This is a genomic window from Streptomyces sp. NPDC050388 (assembly GCF_040655635.1).
GTDB lineage: Bacteria > Actinomycetota > Actinomycetes > Streptomycetales > Streptomycetaceae > Streptomyces.
The window spans coordinates 16,166-32,796 of the sequence record NZ_JBFAKH010000005.1 but is presented as its reverse complement, the minus strand read 5'-3'; the positions used below and the strand labels follow the sequence as shown (position 1 = coordinate 32,796).

The following is a 16,631-nucleotide window of genomic DNA, read 5'->3' as shown; positions in this document are numbered from 1 at the left end:
GGCCTCATCCCGGCCGGCGGGTCCGGTGCGGCGACGGGGCTCGTCGGGCCCCCCGGGCTCCTCGGGCTCGGCGATCAGCCCGGTTCGGATCGGCCGCAGGATGTCCGGCGTGCGGCTCGGTTCCTCTCCCCTGAGACCATCGAGATAAGAAATGATTCGTGCGCCGGTATTGTGCTCGAAAAAGAAGAGCGATTCGACTTGAACGCCGTACCGGGTCTGTATTCTCTCCTGAAGATCAAGCAGACCCGCGGAATCGAGTCCCAGCTCGAAGAGCGGGATCTCCAGCGGGTTCGCGTTTCCCTCGTATGCGTCGGAACCGCTGACCATTTCGTCGATCAGATCCAGTACCTCGCGGTGCAGTTGACTGGTTCCGGGGATATCGAAGGACAGCGCCGAGGCGTCCTGTGACAGCTGCCGAACTCGCTCCCGCCGGCGAGGGAGATCGTAGGCCACGAGGACGCCGTTGCCTCCGTTGACGAGATCACCGGGGCGATATCCTGGAACGAGACGGCGAACCTCAGCCCCGTGCAGCTGATGCATACGCAACACGGTGTCGAGACAACGTCCTTGTTCGTTCGTCGCCCGAATGTACTCATGGAGTTCGAACTCCGGATGCCGCTTGAAGTCCCGGCACCGGGTCACTCCCACCGCCGTCTCGGCGGCCCCGGTGTCATGGCACCACGTCAGTAGATGTTCCAGCAGCATGTCACCGAATCCGGAGCCCTGCTCGCGGGGATCGATGTTCAGGGAGAGCACATGCGCGACAGCGCCGTCGGGCCGGTGAAGCCGGTCGGCCGTATCGAATCGCACGGCGAGGAGATCGTCCGCATTGTCGATGCGCTGGGAGTAGACGACACCCTGGACGACGCCTTCGGATTCGACGACGAACTGCCCCACGGGGTGAGCGAAAAGGCGCTGCCTGATGACTTGTTCGGATATCCGAAGGTCCTCGGACCAGCAGAGGCTTTCCAGCTCCAGGAGCCGAGGTATGTCGGAGAGACGGGCGTTGCGAACCGCGCCCTTGCGATTGTTGAGCATGAGTAAGTCCGACCCGCCCCCCCGTGCCCGGCACTTCGCAGTGGCCGAACGACCGTCCTTCTCGCCCCTGAAGGCTGTACCGATTGTTCCGCGCGAGCGAGCCCGAGGCCAAGTGCCGGACGGCTCACCTCACTGCCCCACGCCCCCCAGTCACCGATGTGACGAGACCGAACTCCGACGGAACCGGCCATGCACTGGAGGAAGCTTGCAGGAGCCACACAACGAGCGAAGCATAACTGACAGTCAGGATTGAGCCAGAAGCTCCCCCGTGATCTCGGACACATCTTCGTCGTGCGGCGAGGGCGTGGCCCGGTTTCGTCCCTCGTTGGCCGGCAGGTCTCGTGAGGGGTGAGGCAGCCCTGCTCAGGGGCCTTGATCCAGGGCCCGCCCTCATGGCCTCCGTGTTGGACGTGTGTGCCCTTGGTCGGGGTGCATGTTCAGACGAAGGCCGCTTCGATGTAAGCCGGATACCGAACCATGTGATCGAGTTCGACGCATCGCTTCGACATCGGACGTTAAAGACCAAGTTAGGGTAGCCGTCGCTCCAGTAAGAGCTTGTACGACGAGAGGTGAAAATGTGGCTGGACTGCCCATGAACAGCGGCTGGATCCGCCAGTTCCACCCGGCGCCGGAGGCAGGCACCCGCCTGGTCTGCTTCCCGCACGCCGGTGGGTCGGCCACGTTCTACTTCCCCGTCTCCCGGGCGATGGCCCCCGTCGTCCACGTGCTGGCGGTGCAGTACCCCGGTCGGCAGGACCGCATGAACGAGCCATGTGTAGACGACATTCCGACCCTGGCTGACCGGATCACCGAGGAGCTCGTGCGCTGGGCGGACCGGCCGCTGGTCCTGTTCGGCCACAGCATGGGGGCGACGATAGCCTTCGAGGTCGCACGGCGGCTCGAAGCCGGGGGGAGCGTGCCGCTGGGGCTGTTCGCGTCCGGGCGCAGGGCGCCCTCGCGTCATCGCGACGAGCGGGTCCATCTGCGCGACGACCACGGACTCATCAGGGAGTTGCAGCGGCTGAGCGGCACCGACGCGGAGGTGCTCGCCGACGAGACGCTCCTGCGCATGGTCCTGCCGGCCATGCGCAGCGACTACCGTGCCATCGAAACGTATCGCTACGAGCCGGGGCCTCCGCTGAACTGCCCGATCACCGCATTGACGGCCGACGACGACCCCTTGGTGGACGTGGCCGAGGCCAGGGCGTGGGCGCAGCACACGGTCGCCCCGTTCCGCATCCGGGTCTTCACCGGCGGACACTTCTTCGTCAGTGCCCACGTGGAGAGCGTCGTCGAGGAGATCACCAGGCACATCGGGGCCACGACCACGCGGCGCTGACCACGCGTCGGCGACGAGGGCAAGGAGCTGGGACCACTGGAACTCCACGAGTACGCGTCCTTCGACGCGGTCGGTCTGCGGGAGCTGATCCGGGACCGGGAGGTGAGCGCGGCCGAGGTGGAGCAGGTGGCACGGCTTGCGCTGGAGCGGGCCGACGCCGATCTCAACGCGCTGACCCAGCCGTTGTTCGACCCGTCCCTGGCGCATGAGCCCGATGGGCCGCTGGGCGGAGTCCCCTTCGTCATCAAGGACAGTGGTCCCTTCGCCCAGGGGGTGCCGTTCACGCTCGGCAGCCGCAGCATCAACGGCGCCTACGCGGCGGTCGACCACGACCTGATGGCCCGGTTCCGTGCCTCGGGTCTGGCGACGCTCGGGCAGAGCGCCGCGCCGGAGTTCGGGCTGAGCTTCGCGACCGAGTCGGTGCGCTACGGACCCACCCGCAACCCCTGGGACCTCGGGCGCGGGGTGGGCGGATCGAGCGGTGGCGCGGCCGCGCTCGTCGCCGCGGGCGCGGTACCGCTGGCGCACGCCAACGACGCGGGCGGCTCCATTCGTGTCCCGGCGTCCTCCTGCGGTCTCGTCGGCCTCAAGCCGAGTCTCGGGCGCACCCCGTGCGGGCCGCTGGGCGGCGAGGTCGCCTTCGGGCAGCTCGTGGAGTTCGCGGTGACCCGTACCGTGCGGGACACGGCGCATCTGCTGGACGCGGTCTGCGCGCCGGCGATCGGCGACAAGTACCAGGCGCCGCCGCCCGTGCGCCCGTACGCCGAGGCCATCCGTACCGATCCGGGGCGGCTGCGGGTGGCGCTCACCACCTCGGCGTGGACGAGCGGACCGGTGGACGCGCAGGTCGCGGAGACCACGGTGACCGTCGGCAAGGTGCTGGAGTGGATCGGCCACACGGTGACCGAGACACGGCTGGACGTCGATGGCGAGGCGGTCGTCGAGGCCGCCATGCTCACCGCCGTCACCACAGGTGGCGCAGTGCTGAGGGGCGCGCCCCGCCGACCCGACCCCTCGTCGCTGGAAGCGGTGTCGCGTCGCGTACTCGCCGAGACCGAGGCGTTCACCGTGCTGGACGTCATGAAGGCGATGGAGGCCCAGAACCGGGTGACCCGGCCCGTGGGCCGGTTCTTCCAGGAGTACAGCCTGCTGGTCACGCCGACGCTGGCCCGGCTGCCCGCTCCGCACGGCACCCTGAACTACGACGATCCACACCATTCGGTGCGCTCCTGGCTGAGCCGCATCTTCACGCACGGGCCGTTCACCGCCACGTTCAACGTGTCGGGGAACCCGGCCGTCAGTCTGCCTCTCGGCCAGAGCGTGGAGGGTCTGCCCATCGGGGTGCAGCTCGTCGCGGCGCACGGCCGGGAGGACCTTCTGCTCCAGGTGGCCGCGCAGTTGGAGCAGGCCGTGCCGTGGAAGGACCGTCAGCCGCCGGCGTACGTCGGCTGACACCCGGGGCAGCCGGGCGGCGGGAACGTGCCACGAGCGGGGAACGGGAGCGCCGCCCCCGCCCCGTCAGGGTCGGACCCGGAGCGCGGCGTCAGGAGAACGGACCTTGCCCGCGGACGACGACGGCGGTGGCCAGGTGGCCGGGTCCCTCACCGGCCAGGCTGTGCCACCGCCCCTCGAAGCGGTCGATCCGCTCCCCGGAGACGACCGGTCCGGGGACCTTGAGGGTTCCTGTGAAGGTCCCCCGGTCCGGATCCGGCTCGATCACGCACTCGCTGAAGTCCAGCCAGCGGCCGGTCAGCGGGTACCAGGCCTTGAAGACGCTCTCCTTGGCGCTGAACAGCAGCCTGTCCCAGGCGATCGCGGGTTCGGCCGCGGCGAGTCGGCCGAGGATGCCCCGCTCCTCGGGCAGCGCCACCAGTTCCGCCACGCCGTCGGGCACGGGGGCGTTCGGTTCGGCGTCCACGCCCACCGAGGCGATCGCCGAACGCCGGGCCACCGCCGCGGCGCGGTATCCGTCGCAGTGCGTCATGCTTCCGACCACGCCGTCGGGCCACTTCGGCGCGCGGTGCGCCCACGGCGGACCTTCCCGGGCGGGCAGGATCGGCCCGGGTGCCACGCCGAGCCGGGCCAACGCGGTGCGCGCGCACCGCCGTGCGGTGGCGAACTCCCGCCGCCGCGCCTCGACGGCGCCGGCCACGACCTCGGCCTCCTGCGGGAACAGCGCGATGTCCGGTGGGTCGGTGAACAGCTCACTGACCATCACATCGTCGGGAAGCAACCGGGTGAGCAGCCCTCCCTGGCCGGTGGCGGCGGTCACCGCATGCTCCCCGGTCCGGGGAGCATGCGGCAGAGCCCGGCAGGCGCGACCGACCGGCTGCGCCACTCGCGCGGGTACCCGAGCGCCATGCAACTCAGCGCCCCCGCCGCACCGTGATGGCCACGCTGCCTGTCCTCGTACACACCGCTTCCCCGTCCGTGTCCCCTGCGCACGCTGCCTTTGTGCATGTCCTGTCCCTGCGCGCCGCCCCACGACGCGGGACGACACACGCTCGCCCCACTCTACGTCCCGGCACCAGGGGCCCGGGGGGCGTGGCACCCCGGTCGGCAAGGGTCCCGAGCGGCGCCGTCAGGAGTGCCCGCAGAGCGACGGCGCCCGCCCGGAGGCCGCGTCCCGGACGGGTCTTTGCCGCACGCCCCAGGTGCGGAAACGGTCCGAGGCAGGAAGACCGTCAGGCACCGCTGTCCTCGGTGAGGGAGCGGGTGACGAGCGCGTTGGCCTGGCCGTGCCCCATCGCGCACCCGTCCTGACATCCCATCAGGACGGATGCCCTGAAGGGGCTCGCCGGGTTTTTCGCGGTCGAGTACGCGGCCATCTGGCGCTGCCGGGGCAGCCACGTCCGGGCGTACTCCTCCATCGTCTGCTGCCCCAGTTCCCCTCGCGCCTCCGCCACCGTGGGAGCCGTCTTCTTCCGGTCGGCGTACAACTCTGTCAGCCTGTCGACCGCCGCGTCCTGGGTCCGATACCCAGCTTCCTCTCGCTGTCTTCCCCGAGCGTCGCGAAACCGGATGGTGCAGGCGTGCGGGCACCGGCTGGGCCTGGAGCAGTCACAGGGCTTGAAGAGGGAGCCCCTGCCGCGGGCGAGCTGACGAGCCAAGGAGTGATGCCTTCCGGAGGACGAGTGGACCGGCGGGCCTGGTCCTGCTGACGCGCGCCGCGGTCAGCAGGGCGGGGCCTCCCGCTCGCCGCTTGCTGGCTATTTGCTGACCCAGGGCTGGGCAATCACGCCCATGACCTGCGCTGATGTCCAGCCTTTAGATCTTCGGCAACAACATCGAGGACCGCATGGGTCATCTGCGGTACCTGCTGTTCCACCTGGTCTGCGGCTACGCGGCCGCCTACGGATTCGCCCTCACGAACCCCAACGCCACCACACCGCTGATCGGCGCCTCCGGAGCGATCGCGGGGGTGCTGGGCGCCTACCTGGTCCTGTACCCGAGGGCCCGCGCCTGGGTCCTCGTCCCCTTCCTGATCTTCCTGCCCCTGCGCCTGCCGGCCTGGACCGTGCTGGGTCTGTGGTTCGTCCTCCAGGCGGCGTACTCGGCGGGCGCGGGCCTCACCGGCGCCGGAACGGTGGCCTACGCGGCCCACGTGGTCGGCTTCGTCGTCGGCATGCTGATCGTCTGGCCCCTCAAACCGGGCACTCCCCCACCCCCCGAACCGGGCGGCATCCTCTTCGGACGACAGACCCGAGGGGAGTGGTAGGGCCGCACGCCAGGGGTCGGACAGCACAAGGAAACCCGGAACTACTCCGCATAAGAGATGTTTGCACTCCCAGGCCGGCCGACGATTGTTGAATGAATCAACCACCTGCATGTTTTGCCGGCCTTTTGAGCCTCTGGCAGGACTCATGCTGACCCATTGCCGACTTTCCTGACACCTCGTCATACAGGAAGTGCCCCACAGGGATCACGCCGAGCCCATCCATCGCAGCTCGGAGTGGAGGCCCCAGGGGCTCACAGCCGAGCCCGACAGACCCCCGAGCACCTCACGTCGGAGATGCCACACCACGAGGCGGCGCGAAACACAGCCGGAGTTCCCCGGTTGGTCGAACCGGCGACACTCCGCATCATTCTCCTACCCTGATCAAGCCGGTCGTCCGCCTTGACGAATGACCCTCGGGCCCCGATGAGTGCCTCACCGAACGGAGAAGAGATGCCGATGCACACGGGACGGAACCCAATGCCGTTCAGATAGGGCACGGATGGGCGCGAGTACTGGACGGAAGCAGCTTGATGGTCGGCGGAGCCGGGTGACGCACCCCTCGGTCCGATCGCCGACGCTCGCGACAGGTGCTGGGATGGGGGCGTTTGATGGAGCGTGGGTAAGTGCGTTGTCGGCGACTGGGGTTGAGGTTGCGGCGGGCGGCAACGCGTTCGAGCGTGTGCGACAGGAGGGTCTTGTGGTCCCCAGAGTGCGGTACGGGAGGTAATGTCCGTTTCGGGCTTGGGGTTGGGTGAGGGGTCCTGGTCGGCGGGGATGGGTGGTGGTCAGGCCCGGGGCTGAGTGAACAGGCCGGGTTCGGGTTCGGTGAGGGTCGGAGTAACGCAGACGGATGCCTCGCCCTCCCGGCAGTCCTATGCCGATGCCGGTCTGGCCGGTGTGGAAGAGGGCGATGGCGCCCAGTTCCTCTACCGCCTGACCCCGCTCGAGGGAATGGACGAAATCCGCTCCCGCGTCGGAGGGTCGGGCTCGACGGGGGCGGTGCTCACACCGCCTCGCCGGTGGACTCCGCATCGGGGCGGCGGCCCCGCTTGGCCTGCTGGATCAGCTCGTAGACGTGGCCACGCAGCTCGGCGAACCGCGTCATGGAGCGCGTCGAGAGCTGGTCCCGCTCGTCAGGCAGGTCGATCGCGACGTCCTCCATGATGACGGTCGGCCGGTTCGACAGGACGAGGACGCGCTGCCCGAGGTAGACCGACTCATCGATGTCGTGGGTGACGAAGAGGACGGTGACCCCGAGACGGCGCCACAGCTCCCGGACGAGGTCCTCGAGCTCGGCCCGGGTCTGTGCGTCGACCGCGGCGAACGGCTCGTCCATGATGAGGATGTGCGGTTCGTAGGCGACGGCCCGGGCGATCGCGACGCGCTGCTGCATACCGCCGGAGAGTTGCCACGGGTGCGCGCGGTGGACGTCCGCGAGGCCGACGGCGGCGAGGGCCTCGGTGACGAGGCGCTTCCGCTCGGCGACGGGCACCTTCTTCTCCTTGAGCGGGAGCTCGACGTTCTGCCAGACGGTCATCCAGGGGAAGAGGCGGCGGCCGTACTCCTGGAAGACGACGGCCATGCCCTTGGGCGGGCCGGTCACGAGCTCGCCCTCGAGCCGGATCTCGCCGTCGGTGGCGTCGAGCAGGCCGGCGACGCACTTGAGCAGCGTCGTCTTGCCCGCGCCGGACGGGCCGACGATGCAGGTCAGCTCGCCGGGCGCAATCGTGAATGTCAGGTTGCGGATCGCCTCCACGGCGCCGCCGCCGGATCGGTAGACCTTGCGCAGGCCGCGGACGTCGAGGATGGGCTGGGTCGTCTCGTCACGGCGGGCGCCGGTGGCGTCCGTCGCGGGGGCGGTCGGCGTGCTCGTCATGTCACTCTCCTCGTTGGGCGGCTCGGAGGCCGAGGTACCACCGCAGGATCCGTGCCTCGACGAGGCGGAAGATCAGGGCCAGTGCGACGCCGAGGAGGCCGAGCACGATGATGCCGCTGTACATCTGCGGGATGGCGTAGGTCCGCTGGAACTGGATGATGGTGAAGCCGAGGCCGTTGCTCGCCGCGAACATCTCGCTGATCACCATCAGGATGATGCCGACGGACAGGGACTGGCGGGCGCCGGCGAAGATCTGCGGGCTTGCTCCGGGGAGGATGTGGTGCCAGAGCCGGGCCCGCCTCGAGAGCCGGTAGATCCGTGAGGTGTCGGAGAGCATCTCGTCGAGACCCCGGACGCCTTCGACCGTGTTGAGCAGGATCGGCCAGATGCAGCCGGTGATGATCACCACGATCTTCATCGTGTCGAAGATGCCGAAGAAGAGGATGAGGATCGGCACGAGCACCGGCGGCGGGATGGCGCGGAAGAACTCGAGAACCGGCTCGAGGAAGGCCCGCAGCGCACGGGACTTGCCGATGGCGACGCCGAGGCTGACCCCGAGGACGAAGGCGATGGCGAAGCCGGCGAGCAGCCTCACGAGGCTCGGCAGGACGTCGCCGACGAGGCGGTCCGGCCACCACGTCTCGACGAAGGTGCCCAGGATGTCGCGCAGCGGCGGCCAGAAGAAGCTCGTGCTGTTGGCGGTGGCGAACCACCACGCGGCGACGAGGGCGATCGGCAGGCCGACGGCGAGCACGACGCGACGCAGGGGGTGGGCCATCAGCTGGCCTCCGCTCGGATCGAGGGGTGCCACCGCAGGGCCCGCCGCTCACCCCATCGCGCGACGAGGTTGACGACGACGCCGATGAGACCGGTGACGATGACGAGGGCGTACATCTGGGGAACCGCACCGGAGGACTGGGCGACGCCGATCTCCTTGCCGAGCCCGGGCGTGCCGATGACGAGCTCGCCGGTGATCTCGAGGATCAGCGCGACGGCCGCGCCGAGCCGGAAGCCGGTCATGACGTACGGCAGGGCGGTCGGCCACGTCACGGTCCGCACGGTGCCGCTCGCGCGACTCGATCGTGGTGGCGGTCGTCATCAGGGCACCACCTGGTTGATGATGTCGAGCTTCTGGTCGGTCAGCTTCTCCTCAGCGGCCGGCGTGGCCGGCGTCTCGAGGCTGTCCTTGTTGATGCCCGCCCGGTCCAGGCCGAGGACGCGAATGGCGTTCTCCCGCAGGATGAGCGGCTCGGCCTCCGGCTTGACGTCGAGCGTCTCGAAGTCCGCGAGCCACCGCTCCGGCGTGATGAGGGGGTAGTCGGTGCCGAACAGCGTTTTGTGGCGCAGCATCCCGGAGGCGGCCCGGACGAGCTCCGTGGGGAAGTACTTCGGCGACCAGCCCGACAGCTCGAGATAGATGTTGGCCTTGTGCGTGGCCATCGAGATCGCCTCGGCCTGCCACGGCACCGACGGGTGCGCGAGGATCACCGTCAGTCCGGGGAAGTCGGCGGCGACGTCGTCGAGCAGGAGCGGGTTGGAGTAGCGCAGCTTGATGCCCCGACCGCCGGGCAGGCCGGCACCGATGCCGTTCTGGCCCGTGTGGAACAGGGCTGGGACGCCGAGCTCCTCGAGGGCCTCCCACAGCGGGTAGTGGGCCGAGTCGTCCGGGCTGAAGCCCTGCAGGCTCGGGTGGAACTTGAAGCCGGCGACACCGTGCTCCTCGACGAGGCGACGCGCCTGCGTGACGGCGTCGGCGCCCCGGCACGGGTCGACCGAGCCGAAGGGGATCAGGACGTCGGCGTGCCTGGCGGCCTCCGCCGCGATCCACTCGCTCGAGATCGGCGGGTGCCCCAGGGCCGTGCCCGCGTCGACGGTGAAGACGACGGCGGCCATGCCGAGGCCTCGGTAGGTCTCCGCGATCTGGTCGATTGTCGGGGTCCGGCCGTGGTCGCCCTTGAAGTAGGCGGCGGAGGCGTTGATCAGCTCCTCGTCCATGGAGAGGTGGCCGTGGTCGTCGACCTCGATGTGGACGTGCAGGTCGATGGCGCGGAGGGCGGGCAGGTCGAGGCCCGCGCCGGTGAAGCGGGTCATGGAGTGTTCCTTGCTGCTGCGAGGTCGACGAAGGCATCGAGGGAGTGTGGGTCGGCAAGCGCGTCGCGGGAGGCGACCTCGTCGATCGGGTGGCCCTGCAGGATCCGCTTGACGGGCAGCTCGAGCTTCTTGCCGGTGCGGTTGCGTGGCACGGCCGCCACCTCGGTGATCGTGTCGGGCACGTGCCGCGGCGAGAGCTGGTGTCGCAGCGCGCCGACGATCATCGCGCGCAGCCGCGCGTCGAGCTGCCGCCCGGGCTCGGTCTGGACGAACAGCACGAGGTCGCCGTTGCCGCCGGCCTGCTCAAGGTGGACGACGAGCGAGTCCTGGACGCCGGGGAGCTCCTCGACGACGCGGTAGAACTCGGCGGTGCCGAGGCGCACTCCGCCACGGTTCAGCGTCGCGTCCGACCGGCCGGCGACGTGGCAGTGCCCCTCGGGCGAGAAGACGATCCAGTCGCCGTGCCGCCACACGCCGGGGTAGCGGTCGAAGTAGGCCGCCCGCAGGCGGGATCCGTCGGCGTCGCCCCAGAAGCCGATCGGCATCGAGGGCATCGGCGCGGTGATGACGAGCTCGCCGAGCTCGCCGACGACCTCGTGGCCGGCCCCGTCGAAGGCGCGGGCCGCGACGCCGAGCGCGGCGCCGGAGATCTCGCCGGCCCACACCGGCAGGAGTGGGTCACCCTGGACGATGCCCGAGCACACGTCGGTGCCACCCGAGCCGATGTTGAGCACGACCCCGGGCAGCTGGTCGTAGATCCACGCATAGCCCTCGGGTGGCAGCGGGGCCCCCGCCGAGGCGAACTGCCGGATCCGGAGGCGGTGGTCGCGTGCCGGGCGCAGGCCGGCCTTGCGGCTCGCCATGATGAAGCCCGGCGCGGCACCCATGACGGTCGCGCCGGTCTCCTCGGCGAGCCGCCACTGCCAGTCGAGGTCGGGGTGCACCGGGTTGCCGTCGATGCACACGATCGACGAGCCGACGAGCAGGCCGCTGACGAGCGCGTTCCACATCATCCACGCGGTCGTCGAGTACCAGAGGAAGGTGTCGCCCGGGCCTAGATCCCACGACAGGGCATGGCACTTGAGGTGCTCGAGGAGGATGCCACCGTGTCCGTGGACGATGGCCTTGGGCAGCCCCGTCGTCCCCGAGGAGAAGAGGACGACGAGCGGATGGTCGAAGGGAACCTGCTCGAAGGTGAGCGGCTCGGGCTCGACTGCAGCGAGGGCCTCCGGCCATGACCGCATGCCGCTCACGTTGCCTTGGGCGCCAGTGCTCCCGTGGGTGCCCGTCGCGCGGTAGCTGCCGTACTCGACGTCGAAGACGACCGTCAGGGTGGGCAGGCCCGCGACGAGCTCCGCCACGTCGGCGCTCTTGTCGACGGGCTTGTCGCCGTAGGTGTAGCCGCCCGCGACGAGGAGGACGGTCGGCTCGACCTGGCCGAACCGGTCGATGACGGACCGGGCGCCGAACTCGGTCGCGCACGAGGCCCAGACCGCGCCCAGCGAGGCCGTGGCGAGGAAGGCGACGACCGTCTCGGGCAGGTTGGGCAGGTGAGCGACGACGCGGGAGCCGGGGCCGACGCCCTGCCGGCGCAGCACCGTGCGGGCCCGGGCGACCTGGTCGCGCAGCTCACCGAGCGTCAGGGCGGCCGGCTCCCGGGTCTGGGAGTACGCGTGGATCGCGACCCGGTCGTCGTCGGTGTGCCGGAAGACCTGCTCGGCGTAGTTGAGCCGAGCGCCGGGGAACCACTCGGCACCGGGCATCCGGGCCGAGGCGAGCACCCGCTCCGGCGGGACGGATGCGAGCACGTCGAAGTGGTCCCAGATGCTGCCCCAGAAGCCCTCGAGATCGGTGACCGACCACTCCCACAGCTGTCGGCGGTCGAAGCGCAGGCCCCGCTCGCGGGCGAGCCAGTCGAGGTAGTGGGCGAGGCGCGAGGAGGTGAGCTGCTCCTCGCCGGGGGTGAAGAGCAGGTCTCCGTGCGTGAGGCCGTGCTCGGTCGCCGGTCCGGTCGTCTGCTCGGGGGGCTGCTCCGCCGTCTGTTCAGTGCTCTGTTCGGTCACGGCAGGCCCGCCTCCTCCTTGGCCCGGATCAGGCCTCTCAGCGCCGCATCGCGCCGCGCGCGCAGCCCGTCCTCGTCCTGCCCGGTCGTGTCCATCTCCTCGGTCATGCCCGCCACGATCGCCGCACAGAGGTCGGGGGTCAGGCTCGGGTCTCCGAGGTCCTTCCACCACTCGGCGGTCGGTGGCCCGAGGTGCTCGAGGATGTGCGCGATGCCGCCCGCACCGCCGGACAGGTGCTGAGTGGCGAACGGTCCGAGCAGCGCCCAGCGCAGTCCCGGCCCCCAGGCGATCGCGGTGTCGATGTCGGCGACGCTGACGACTCCGCGGCCGACGAGGTCGTACGCCTCTCGCCACAGCGCCGCCTGGAGCCGGTTCACGACGTGGCCCGGCAGCTCGGTCCGCAGCGTGATGCACTTCTTGCCGACCCCGGTGAAGAACGCGTCGGCCGCGCGGAGTGCGCTCTGCGCCGTGGTCGGCGCCCCGACAAGCTCGACGAGCGGCACGAGGTGGGGCGGGTTGAACGGGTGCGCGACGAGGACGCGCTCGGGGTGACGGCCGGCCGCTCCTGCGAACGAGCTGGGCGGCAGGCCCGAACTGGAGCTTGTCAGGAGCACGTCCGCCCCGGTCAGCGAATCGAGCCGGCCGAAGAGGTCGCGCTTGACATCGAGTACCTCGGGACCGGCCTCGATGACGAGGTCGGCAGCCGGCGCGTAGGTCTCGACCTCGGTCGTCGTCGTGAGGTGGTCGAGCGTGTCGGCCGGGCCGTCGCCCTCCTCGATGAAGGCCGCCGCCAGGGTGCGCGCCCGCTCGAACGCCGGTCGGTCCGGGTCGACGAGGACGACGTCGAGGCCGTGCCGCAGCAGGTGGGCGGCCCAGCTCGTCCCGATGGCGCCTGCACCGACGACGAGGACGGTCCGAACGTCGCGGTATGCCACTGGGCTCGCTCCCGCGGTCACGCCCGGGCCCCCGCCGTGTCACGGTCGAGGAAGGCGCGCATCCGCGACTTCGCCTCATCGCTGCCGGAGGCGATGCCGGCCATGAGCGACTCGATGAGGTAGCCCTCGTGCGGGTTCGCCTCCGCGGTGCGTGGCAGCACGTGGAGAATCCCGTAGTTCGTGATCGGGCTGTTGGCCGCGGCGCGATGGGCCAGCTCCAGTGCGGTCGGCAGGCCGTTCCCGTCCTCGACGACGTACTGGGACAGGCCGATCTGCTCCCCCTCGACGGCGTCGTAGCGGCGGCCCGTGAGCATCATGTCCGTCATCCGCGCAGCTCCGATGAGCCGGGGCAGTCGCACCGACGCACCACCTCCGACGAACAGCCCGCGCTGCCCCTCCGGCAGCGCGTAGAACGTCGAAGGTTCGGCCACCCGCACGTGGGTCGCGGACGCCAGCTCGAGGCCACCGCCGATCACCGCACCCTTGAGTACGCTGAAGATCGGGACGGGCGAGGCGATGAGCGCATCGAGCGCCCCGTGCCACATCCGCGAGTGCAGTACTCCCTCGAACACGCCCGACTCGTCCATCGTGTTGAGGTCGAGTCCGGCACAGAAGTGCCGGCCCTCGGCGGCGAGGACGACCGCGCGCACCCCCTCGGGCACGGCGCGGAAGTAGGCGCCGAGCCCGAGGACCGTTTCGTTGTCAAGGGCGTTGCGCTTGTCCGGGCGGGCGAGCTCGAGGATGTCGACCGGGCCGTCGCTCCGGCGTCGCACGGTCTGTGGCAGCGCCGACGGCTGCGTCGTGGCCGGTTCGATCATTGTCACTCCTGAATGTTGTGGCAGGTTCCGTCGGCTGCACCGCTCAGGGCTTCGGAACGGACTGCAGCAGGCCGACGACGTCGGCGTCCTTGGTGATGACGCCGTACTCCTTCATCAGGCCACCCATTGCGGTCAGCTCGTCCTTGCGCACGGGGCCGCCCATGTCCTCGAGGACGACCGCCTTCGACAGGGCAGGGTCGATCTTGAGGGCCGACGCCGCCTTGGCGCGGACCTCGTCCGGGTGCGCCTACGCGTAGTCCATGGTCACGTTGATCGCCTTGGCCATGGCCGAGACGAGCTCCGGCTTCGACTTCACGAGCGTGCCGCTCGCGAAGTAGACCATCGTCGGGTGGCCCTTGACCGAGGCGACGCCCGGGTAGGTCACCACGGGGTTGTCGGCCTTGCGGATGATCGTCATGAACGGCTCGGGAGTCCACACCGCGTCGACCTGGCCGCTCTTGAGAGCCGCCTCCATGTTCGGGTACGGCAGCTCGACGAACGAGACGGCCTTCGGGTCGCCCCCGTCCTTCTTCACCGCGTCCATGATGAGCAGGTCGCCCATGGACTTCAGGGTGTTGACGGCGACCTTCTTGCCCACGAGGTCCTTGGCGGTCTTGATACCGCTGTCCGGCCTCGTGAGGACGGCGTGGACACCCTTGTCGGTGTCGTAGGTGTAGGACGAGACGACGCGGACGTCGAGACCCTTGTCCCGCGCCTGGAGCAGGGAGATCGGGTTGCCCGTCGCGAACTGCATCTGCCCGGACATGACCGCGGGCACGAGCGCCGCACCACCCTGGCCGGTCTCGAGCTTGACGTCCAGTCCCTCCTTGGCGAAGAAGCCCTTGTCCATGCCCAGCATGATCGCCGCGGTGGGCAGGATCGGCAGGGTGCCGACGGTCACCTCGGTCGTCCCGCCGCCACCGGCGGTCCCCTTGGCCGGCTCCGAGGAGCCACAGGCACTCATGGCGAGGGCACTCGCGAGCACCAGCGCCGTGAAGGTCATCTTCTTCATGGGTATGTCTCCTTGGCTTGCCGGAACTCGTACGTACGGCTGTGGGTGTCGCTGCCGCGCGGCTTCGGGCAGCGTTCAGGGACGGGCCGGTCCTGGCCCCTGTTGGTTGTCGGCGGCGAACTGCTCCCGCAGGCGGAACTTCTGGATCTTGCCGGTCACATTGCGGGGGATCGCCGCGACGATCACGACCTCGCGGGGGAGCTTGTAGCCGGCGAGGCGCTCGCGCAGCTGCTCGCGCAACTCCGCCCCGTCGAGCTCGACGCCGGCCGCGGGCTCGACGTAGGCCACCCCGGATTCGCCCCAACGGCCGTCCGGCACGCCGATGACGGCACAGTCACGGACGCCCTCGAGCTGGAGCAGGCTGTTCTCCACCTCTGCGGGATAGACGTTCTCCCCGCCCGAGATGTACATGTCCTTGACCCGGTCCTTGACGAAGAGGTAGCCCTCCTCGTCGCTGATCCCGACGTCGCCGCTGTGGTACCAACCGTCGGCGAGGGCCTCCGCGGTCGCCTCGGGAAGGTTCCAGTAGCCGGTCATGACGTTCGGCCCGGCGATGAGGATCTCGCCGGCCTTGCCGGGAGGCGCCGGCCCGTCGAACCCGACGACGACGCTGTCGGTGAAGAAGTGGGGCCGGCCGACCGAGCCGGACTTGTGCACGTTGTCGCGCGGCTCGAGCATCCTCGTCCCGGGGGCCGTCTCGGTCATGCCGAAGCCCTGCATCAGCGGGATCCCCTTGGCCGCCCACGTCGCGATCGTCCGGTCCGGCAGGGGCGACCCACCGACCATGAGGGCCCGTACCGAGGACAGGTCCGCCTCGGCGAAGCGGGGCTGCTGACTGATGGCGTCGAGCATGGCCGGGACGAAGAACGCCGAGGTGACCTGCCGCTCCTCGAGCGTGCGCAGCACCGTCGGGGCATCGAAGCCACGCTGGATGAGGAGCCGCCCGCCGAGCGTGAAGGTCGGCAGCGTCATCATGTTGAGCCCGGCGATGTGGAAGAGCGGGGCGCAGACGAGGTGGTGCTCGTCCTGCCGGAGGTCCTGGCCGATGAGCGCGTTGACGTTCTGGTAGAAGAGCGCCCGGTGCGAGAGCATCGCGCCCTTCGGGCGGCCGGTCGTACCCGACGTGTACATGATAAGCGCCGTGGCCTCGAGCGGCACCGCTGCGGATTCCCATACGGGGGACCCGGCGGCGAGGAGGTCCTCGTAGGCGGGTCCATCCGCCCCGGTGGCGGGCTCGTCGACGTGGATCCAGCTCTCGACGGCGCCGACAGCACGGATCAGATGGCCCCCGACGTTGGCCACCTGCGCCTCGCCGTAGACGCACAGCCGCGCGCCGCTGTCCGCGAGGATGTAGGCCACCTCCGGCCCGGACAGGCGCGGGTTGACGAGAACCGCTGCCGCGCCGACCATGCCGCACGCGAAGAACACCTCGAGGAGGGCCGGATGGTTGAACCCGATGTAGGCGACCCGGTCCCCCGGCTCGATGCCTGCGGCGCGAAGGGCGTTGGCAAGGCGGTTGGTCCGCTCGTGGACCTCGAGGTAGGTGCGCTCCGCACCCTCGAACTCCCAGGCGACGGCATCCGGGCGGACCCGCGCTCGCCGAGCCGGCCACGAGCCGATACCGAGGTTGTCGATGCGGCTGGCCGCGAGGTCGAAGGACGTGGGCGACGGCGGGGTCACCGGATCGGCGGCGCTTCCCATCTTCGGTCCTCCTGAACACGCTGGGATGGTGCCCGACCGG

Annotated in this window: 12 protein-coding genes and 4 pseudogenes; 3 read left to right on the top strand and 13 right to left on the bottom strand. The window is 69.9% G+C overall.

From position 1 onward, the window contains the following. Positions 1 to 201 precede the first annotated feature (201 nt). Positions 202 to 1,038, bottom strand: a pseudogene (locus AB0I73_RS04345) (GNAT family N-acetyltransferase); the annotation flags it as partial. A gap of 592 nt (positions 1,039 to 1,630) precedes the next feature. Between AB0I73_RS04345 and AB0I73_RS04340 the strand changes: the two are divergent. Further along, a complete protein-coding gene (locus AB0I73_RS04340; protein WP_363033752.1) occupies positions 1,631 to 2,377 on the top strand; it encodes an alpha/beta fold hydrolase in 747 nt (248 codons plus the stop codon). A 102-nt stretch (positions 2,378 to 2,479) separates the two neighbouring features. Continuing rightward, complete coding sequence (locus tag AB0I73_RS04335; RefSeq protein ID WP_363033623.1) at positions 2,480 to 3,829, top strand: amidase family protein; 1,350 nt, start codon at positions 2,480 to 2,482, stop codon at positions 3,827 to 3,829. A gap of 91 nt (positions 3,830 to 3,920) precedes the next feature. Here the strand turns inward: AB0I73_RS04335 and AB0I73_RS04330 are convergent, their stop codons facing one another. After that, positions 3,921 to 4,649: a 4'-phosphopantetheinyl transferase superfamily protein gene (locus AB0I73_RS04330; protein ID WP_363033621.1), complete on the bottom strand. Its 729-nt coding sequence runs from the start codon at positions 4,647 to 4,649 to the stop codon at positions 3,921 to 3,923. A gap of 412 nt (positions 4,650 to 5,061) precedes the next feature. Next, on the bottom strand, positions 5,062 to 5,316 hold the full coding sequence (locus tag AB0I73_RS04325) for a hypothetical protein (protein ID WP_363033619.1): 255 nt from the start codon (positions 5,314 to 5,316) through the stop codon (positions 5,062 to 5,064). 332 nt (positions 5,317 to 5,648) lie between these two features. Here AB0I73_RS04325 and AB0I73_RS04320 point away from each other — a divergent pair. Further along, positions 5,649 to 6,095, top strand: a pseudogene (locus AB0I73_RS04320) (rhomboid family intramembrane serine protease); the annotation flags it as partial. An 828-nt stretch (positions 6,096 to 6,923) separates the two neighbouring features. Here AB0I73_RS04320 and AB0I73_RS04315 read toward each other — a convergent pair. The 10 genes and pseudogenes from AB0I73_RS04315 to AB0I73_RS04270 form a co-directional block, all read right to left on the bottom strand. Beyond that, a pseudogene (locus AB0I73_RS04315) lies at positions 6,924 to 7,028 on the bottom strand (4-hydroxyphenyl-beta-ketoacyl-CoA hydrolase); the annotation flags it as partial. Between the two features lie 70 nt (positions 7,029 to 7,098). Beyond that, positions 7,099 to 7,902 (bottom strand): ABC transporter ATP-binding protein, encoded by an 804-nt coding sequence (locus AB0I73_RS04310; RefSeq protein ID WP_363033750.1) that lies wholly within the window; start codon positions 7,900 to 7,902, stop codon positions 7,099 to 7,101. A gap of 70 nt (positions 7,903 to 7,972) precedes the next feature. Further along, on the bottom strand, positions 7,973 to 8,749 hold the full coding sequence (locus AB0I73_RS04305) for an ABC transporter permease (RefSeq protein WP_363033617.1): 777 nt from the start codon (positions 8,747 to 8,749) through the stop codon (positions 7,973 to 7,975). After that, positions 8,749 to 9,030: pseudogene (locus tag AB0I73_RS04300) on the bottom strand (ABC transporter permease subunit); the annotation flags it as partial. The gene AB0I73_RS04305 and the pseudogene AB0I73_RS04300, both read right to left, overlap by 1 nt. Before the next feature lie 39 nt (positions 9,031 to 9,069). Next, positions 9,070 to 10,062, bottom strand: a complete 993-nt coding sequence (locus AB0I73_RS04295) for an amidohydrolase family protein (RefSeq protein WP_363033615.1) — start codon at positions 10,060 to 10,062, stop codon at positions 9,070 to 9,072. Beyond that, positions 10,059 to 12,125, bottom strand: coding sequence for an acetoacetate--CoA ligase (locus tag AB0I73_RS04290; RefSeq protein ID WP_363033613.1), 2,067 nt, complete (start codon positions 12,123 to 12,125; stop codon positions 10,059 to 10,061). Before AB0I73_RS04290 ends, AB0I73_RS04295 begins: the two co-directional genes overlap by 4 nt. Then, positions 12,122 to 13,060, bottom strand: coding sequence for an FAD-dependent oxidoreductase (locus tag AB0I73_RS04285; RefSeq protein WP_363033611.1), 939 nt, complete (start codon positions 13,058 to 13,060; stop codon positions 12,122 to 12,124). Before AB0I73_RS04285 ends, AB0I73_RS04290 begins: the two co-directional genes overlap by 4 nt. A gap of 17 nt (positions 13,061 to 13,077) precedes the next feature. Next, a complete protein-coding gene (locus AB0I73_RS04280; protein WP_279333095.1) occupies positions 13,078 to 13,878 on the bottom strand; it encodes a crotonase/enoyl-CoA hydratase family protein in 801 nt (266 codons plus the stop codon). Between the two features lie 247 nt (positions 13,879 to 14,125). Next, a complete protein-coding gene (locus AB0I73_RS04275; protein WP_363033609.1) occupies positions 14,126 to 14,890 on the bottom strand; it encodes an ABC transporter substrate-binding protein in 765 nt (254 codons plus the stop codon). Positions 14,891 to 14,965: 75 nt separating this feature from the next. After that, complete coding sequence (locus tag AB0I73_RS04270) at positions 14,966 to 16,591, bottom strand: long-chain fatty acid--CoA ligase (RefSeq protein ID WP_363033607.1); 1,626 nt, start codon at positions 16,589 to 16,591, stop codon at positions 14,966 to 14,968. Between the last annotated feature and the right edge of the window lie 40 nt (positions 16,592 to 16,631).

Coding starts and splice junctions, on each gene's coding strand:
- AB0I73_RS04340 (WP_363033752.1), top strand. CDS start 1,631: ATGAACAGCGGCTGGATCCGCCAGTTCCACCCGGCGCCGGAGGCAGGC.
- AB0I73_RS04305 (WP_363033617.1), bottom strand. CDS start 8,749: ATGGCCCACCCCCTGCGTCGCGTCGTGCTCGCCGTCGGCCTGCCGATC.
- AB0I73_RS04295 (WP_363033615.1), bottom strand. CDS start 10,062: ATGACCCGCTTCACCGGCGCGGGCCTCGACCTGCCCGCCCTCCGCGCC.
- AB0I73_RS04280 (WP_279333095.1), bottom strand. CDS start 13,878: ATGATCGAACCGGCCACGACGCAGCCGTCGGCGCTGCCACAGACCGTG.
- AB0I73_RS04270 (WP_363033607.1), bottom strand. CDS start 16,591: ATGGGAAGCGCCGCCGATCCGGTGACCCCGCCGTCGCCCACGTCCTTC.
- AB0I73_RS04275 (WP_363033609.1), bottom strand. CDS start 14,890: ATGAAGAAGATGACCTTCACGGCGCTGGTGCTCGCGAGTGCCCTCGCC.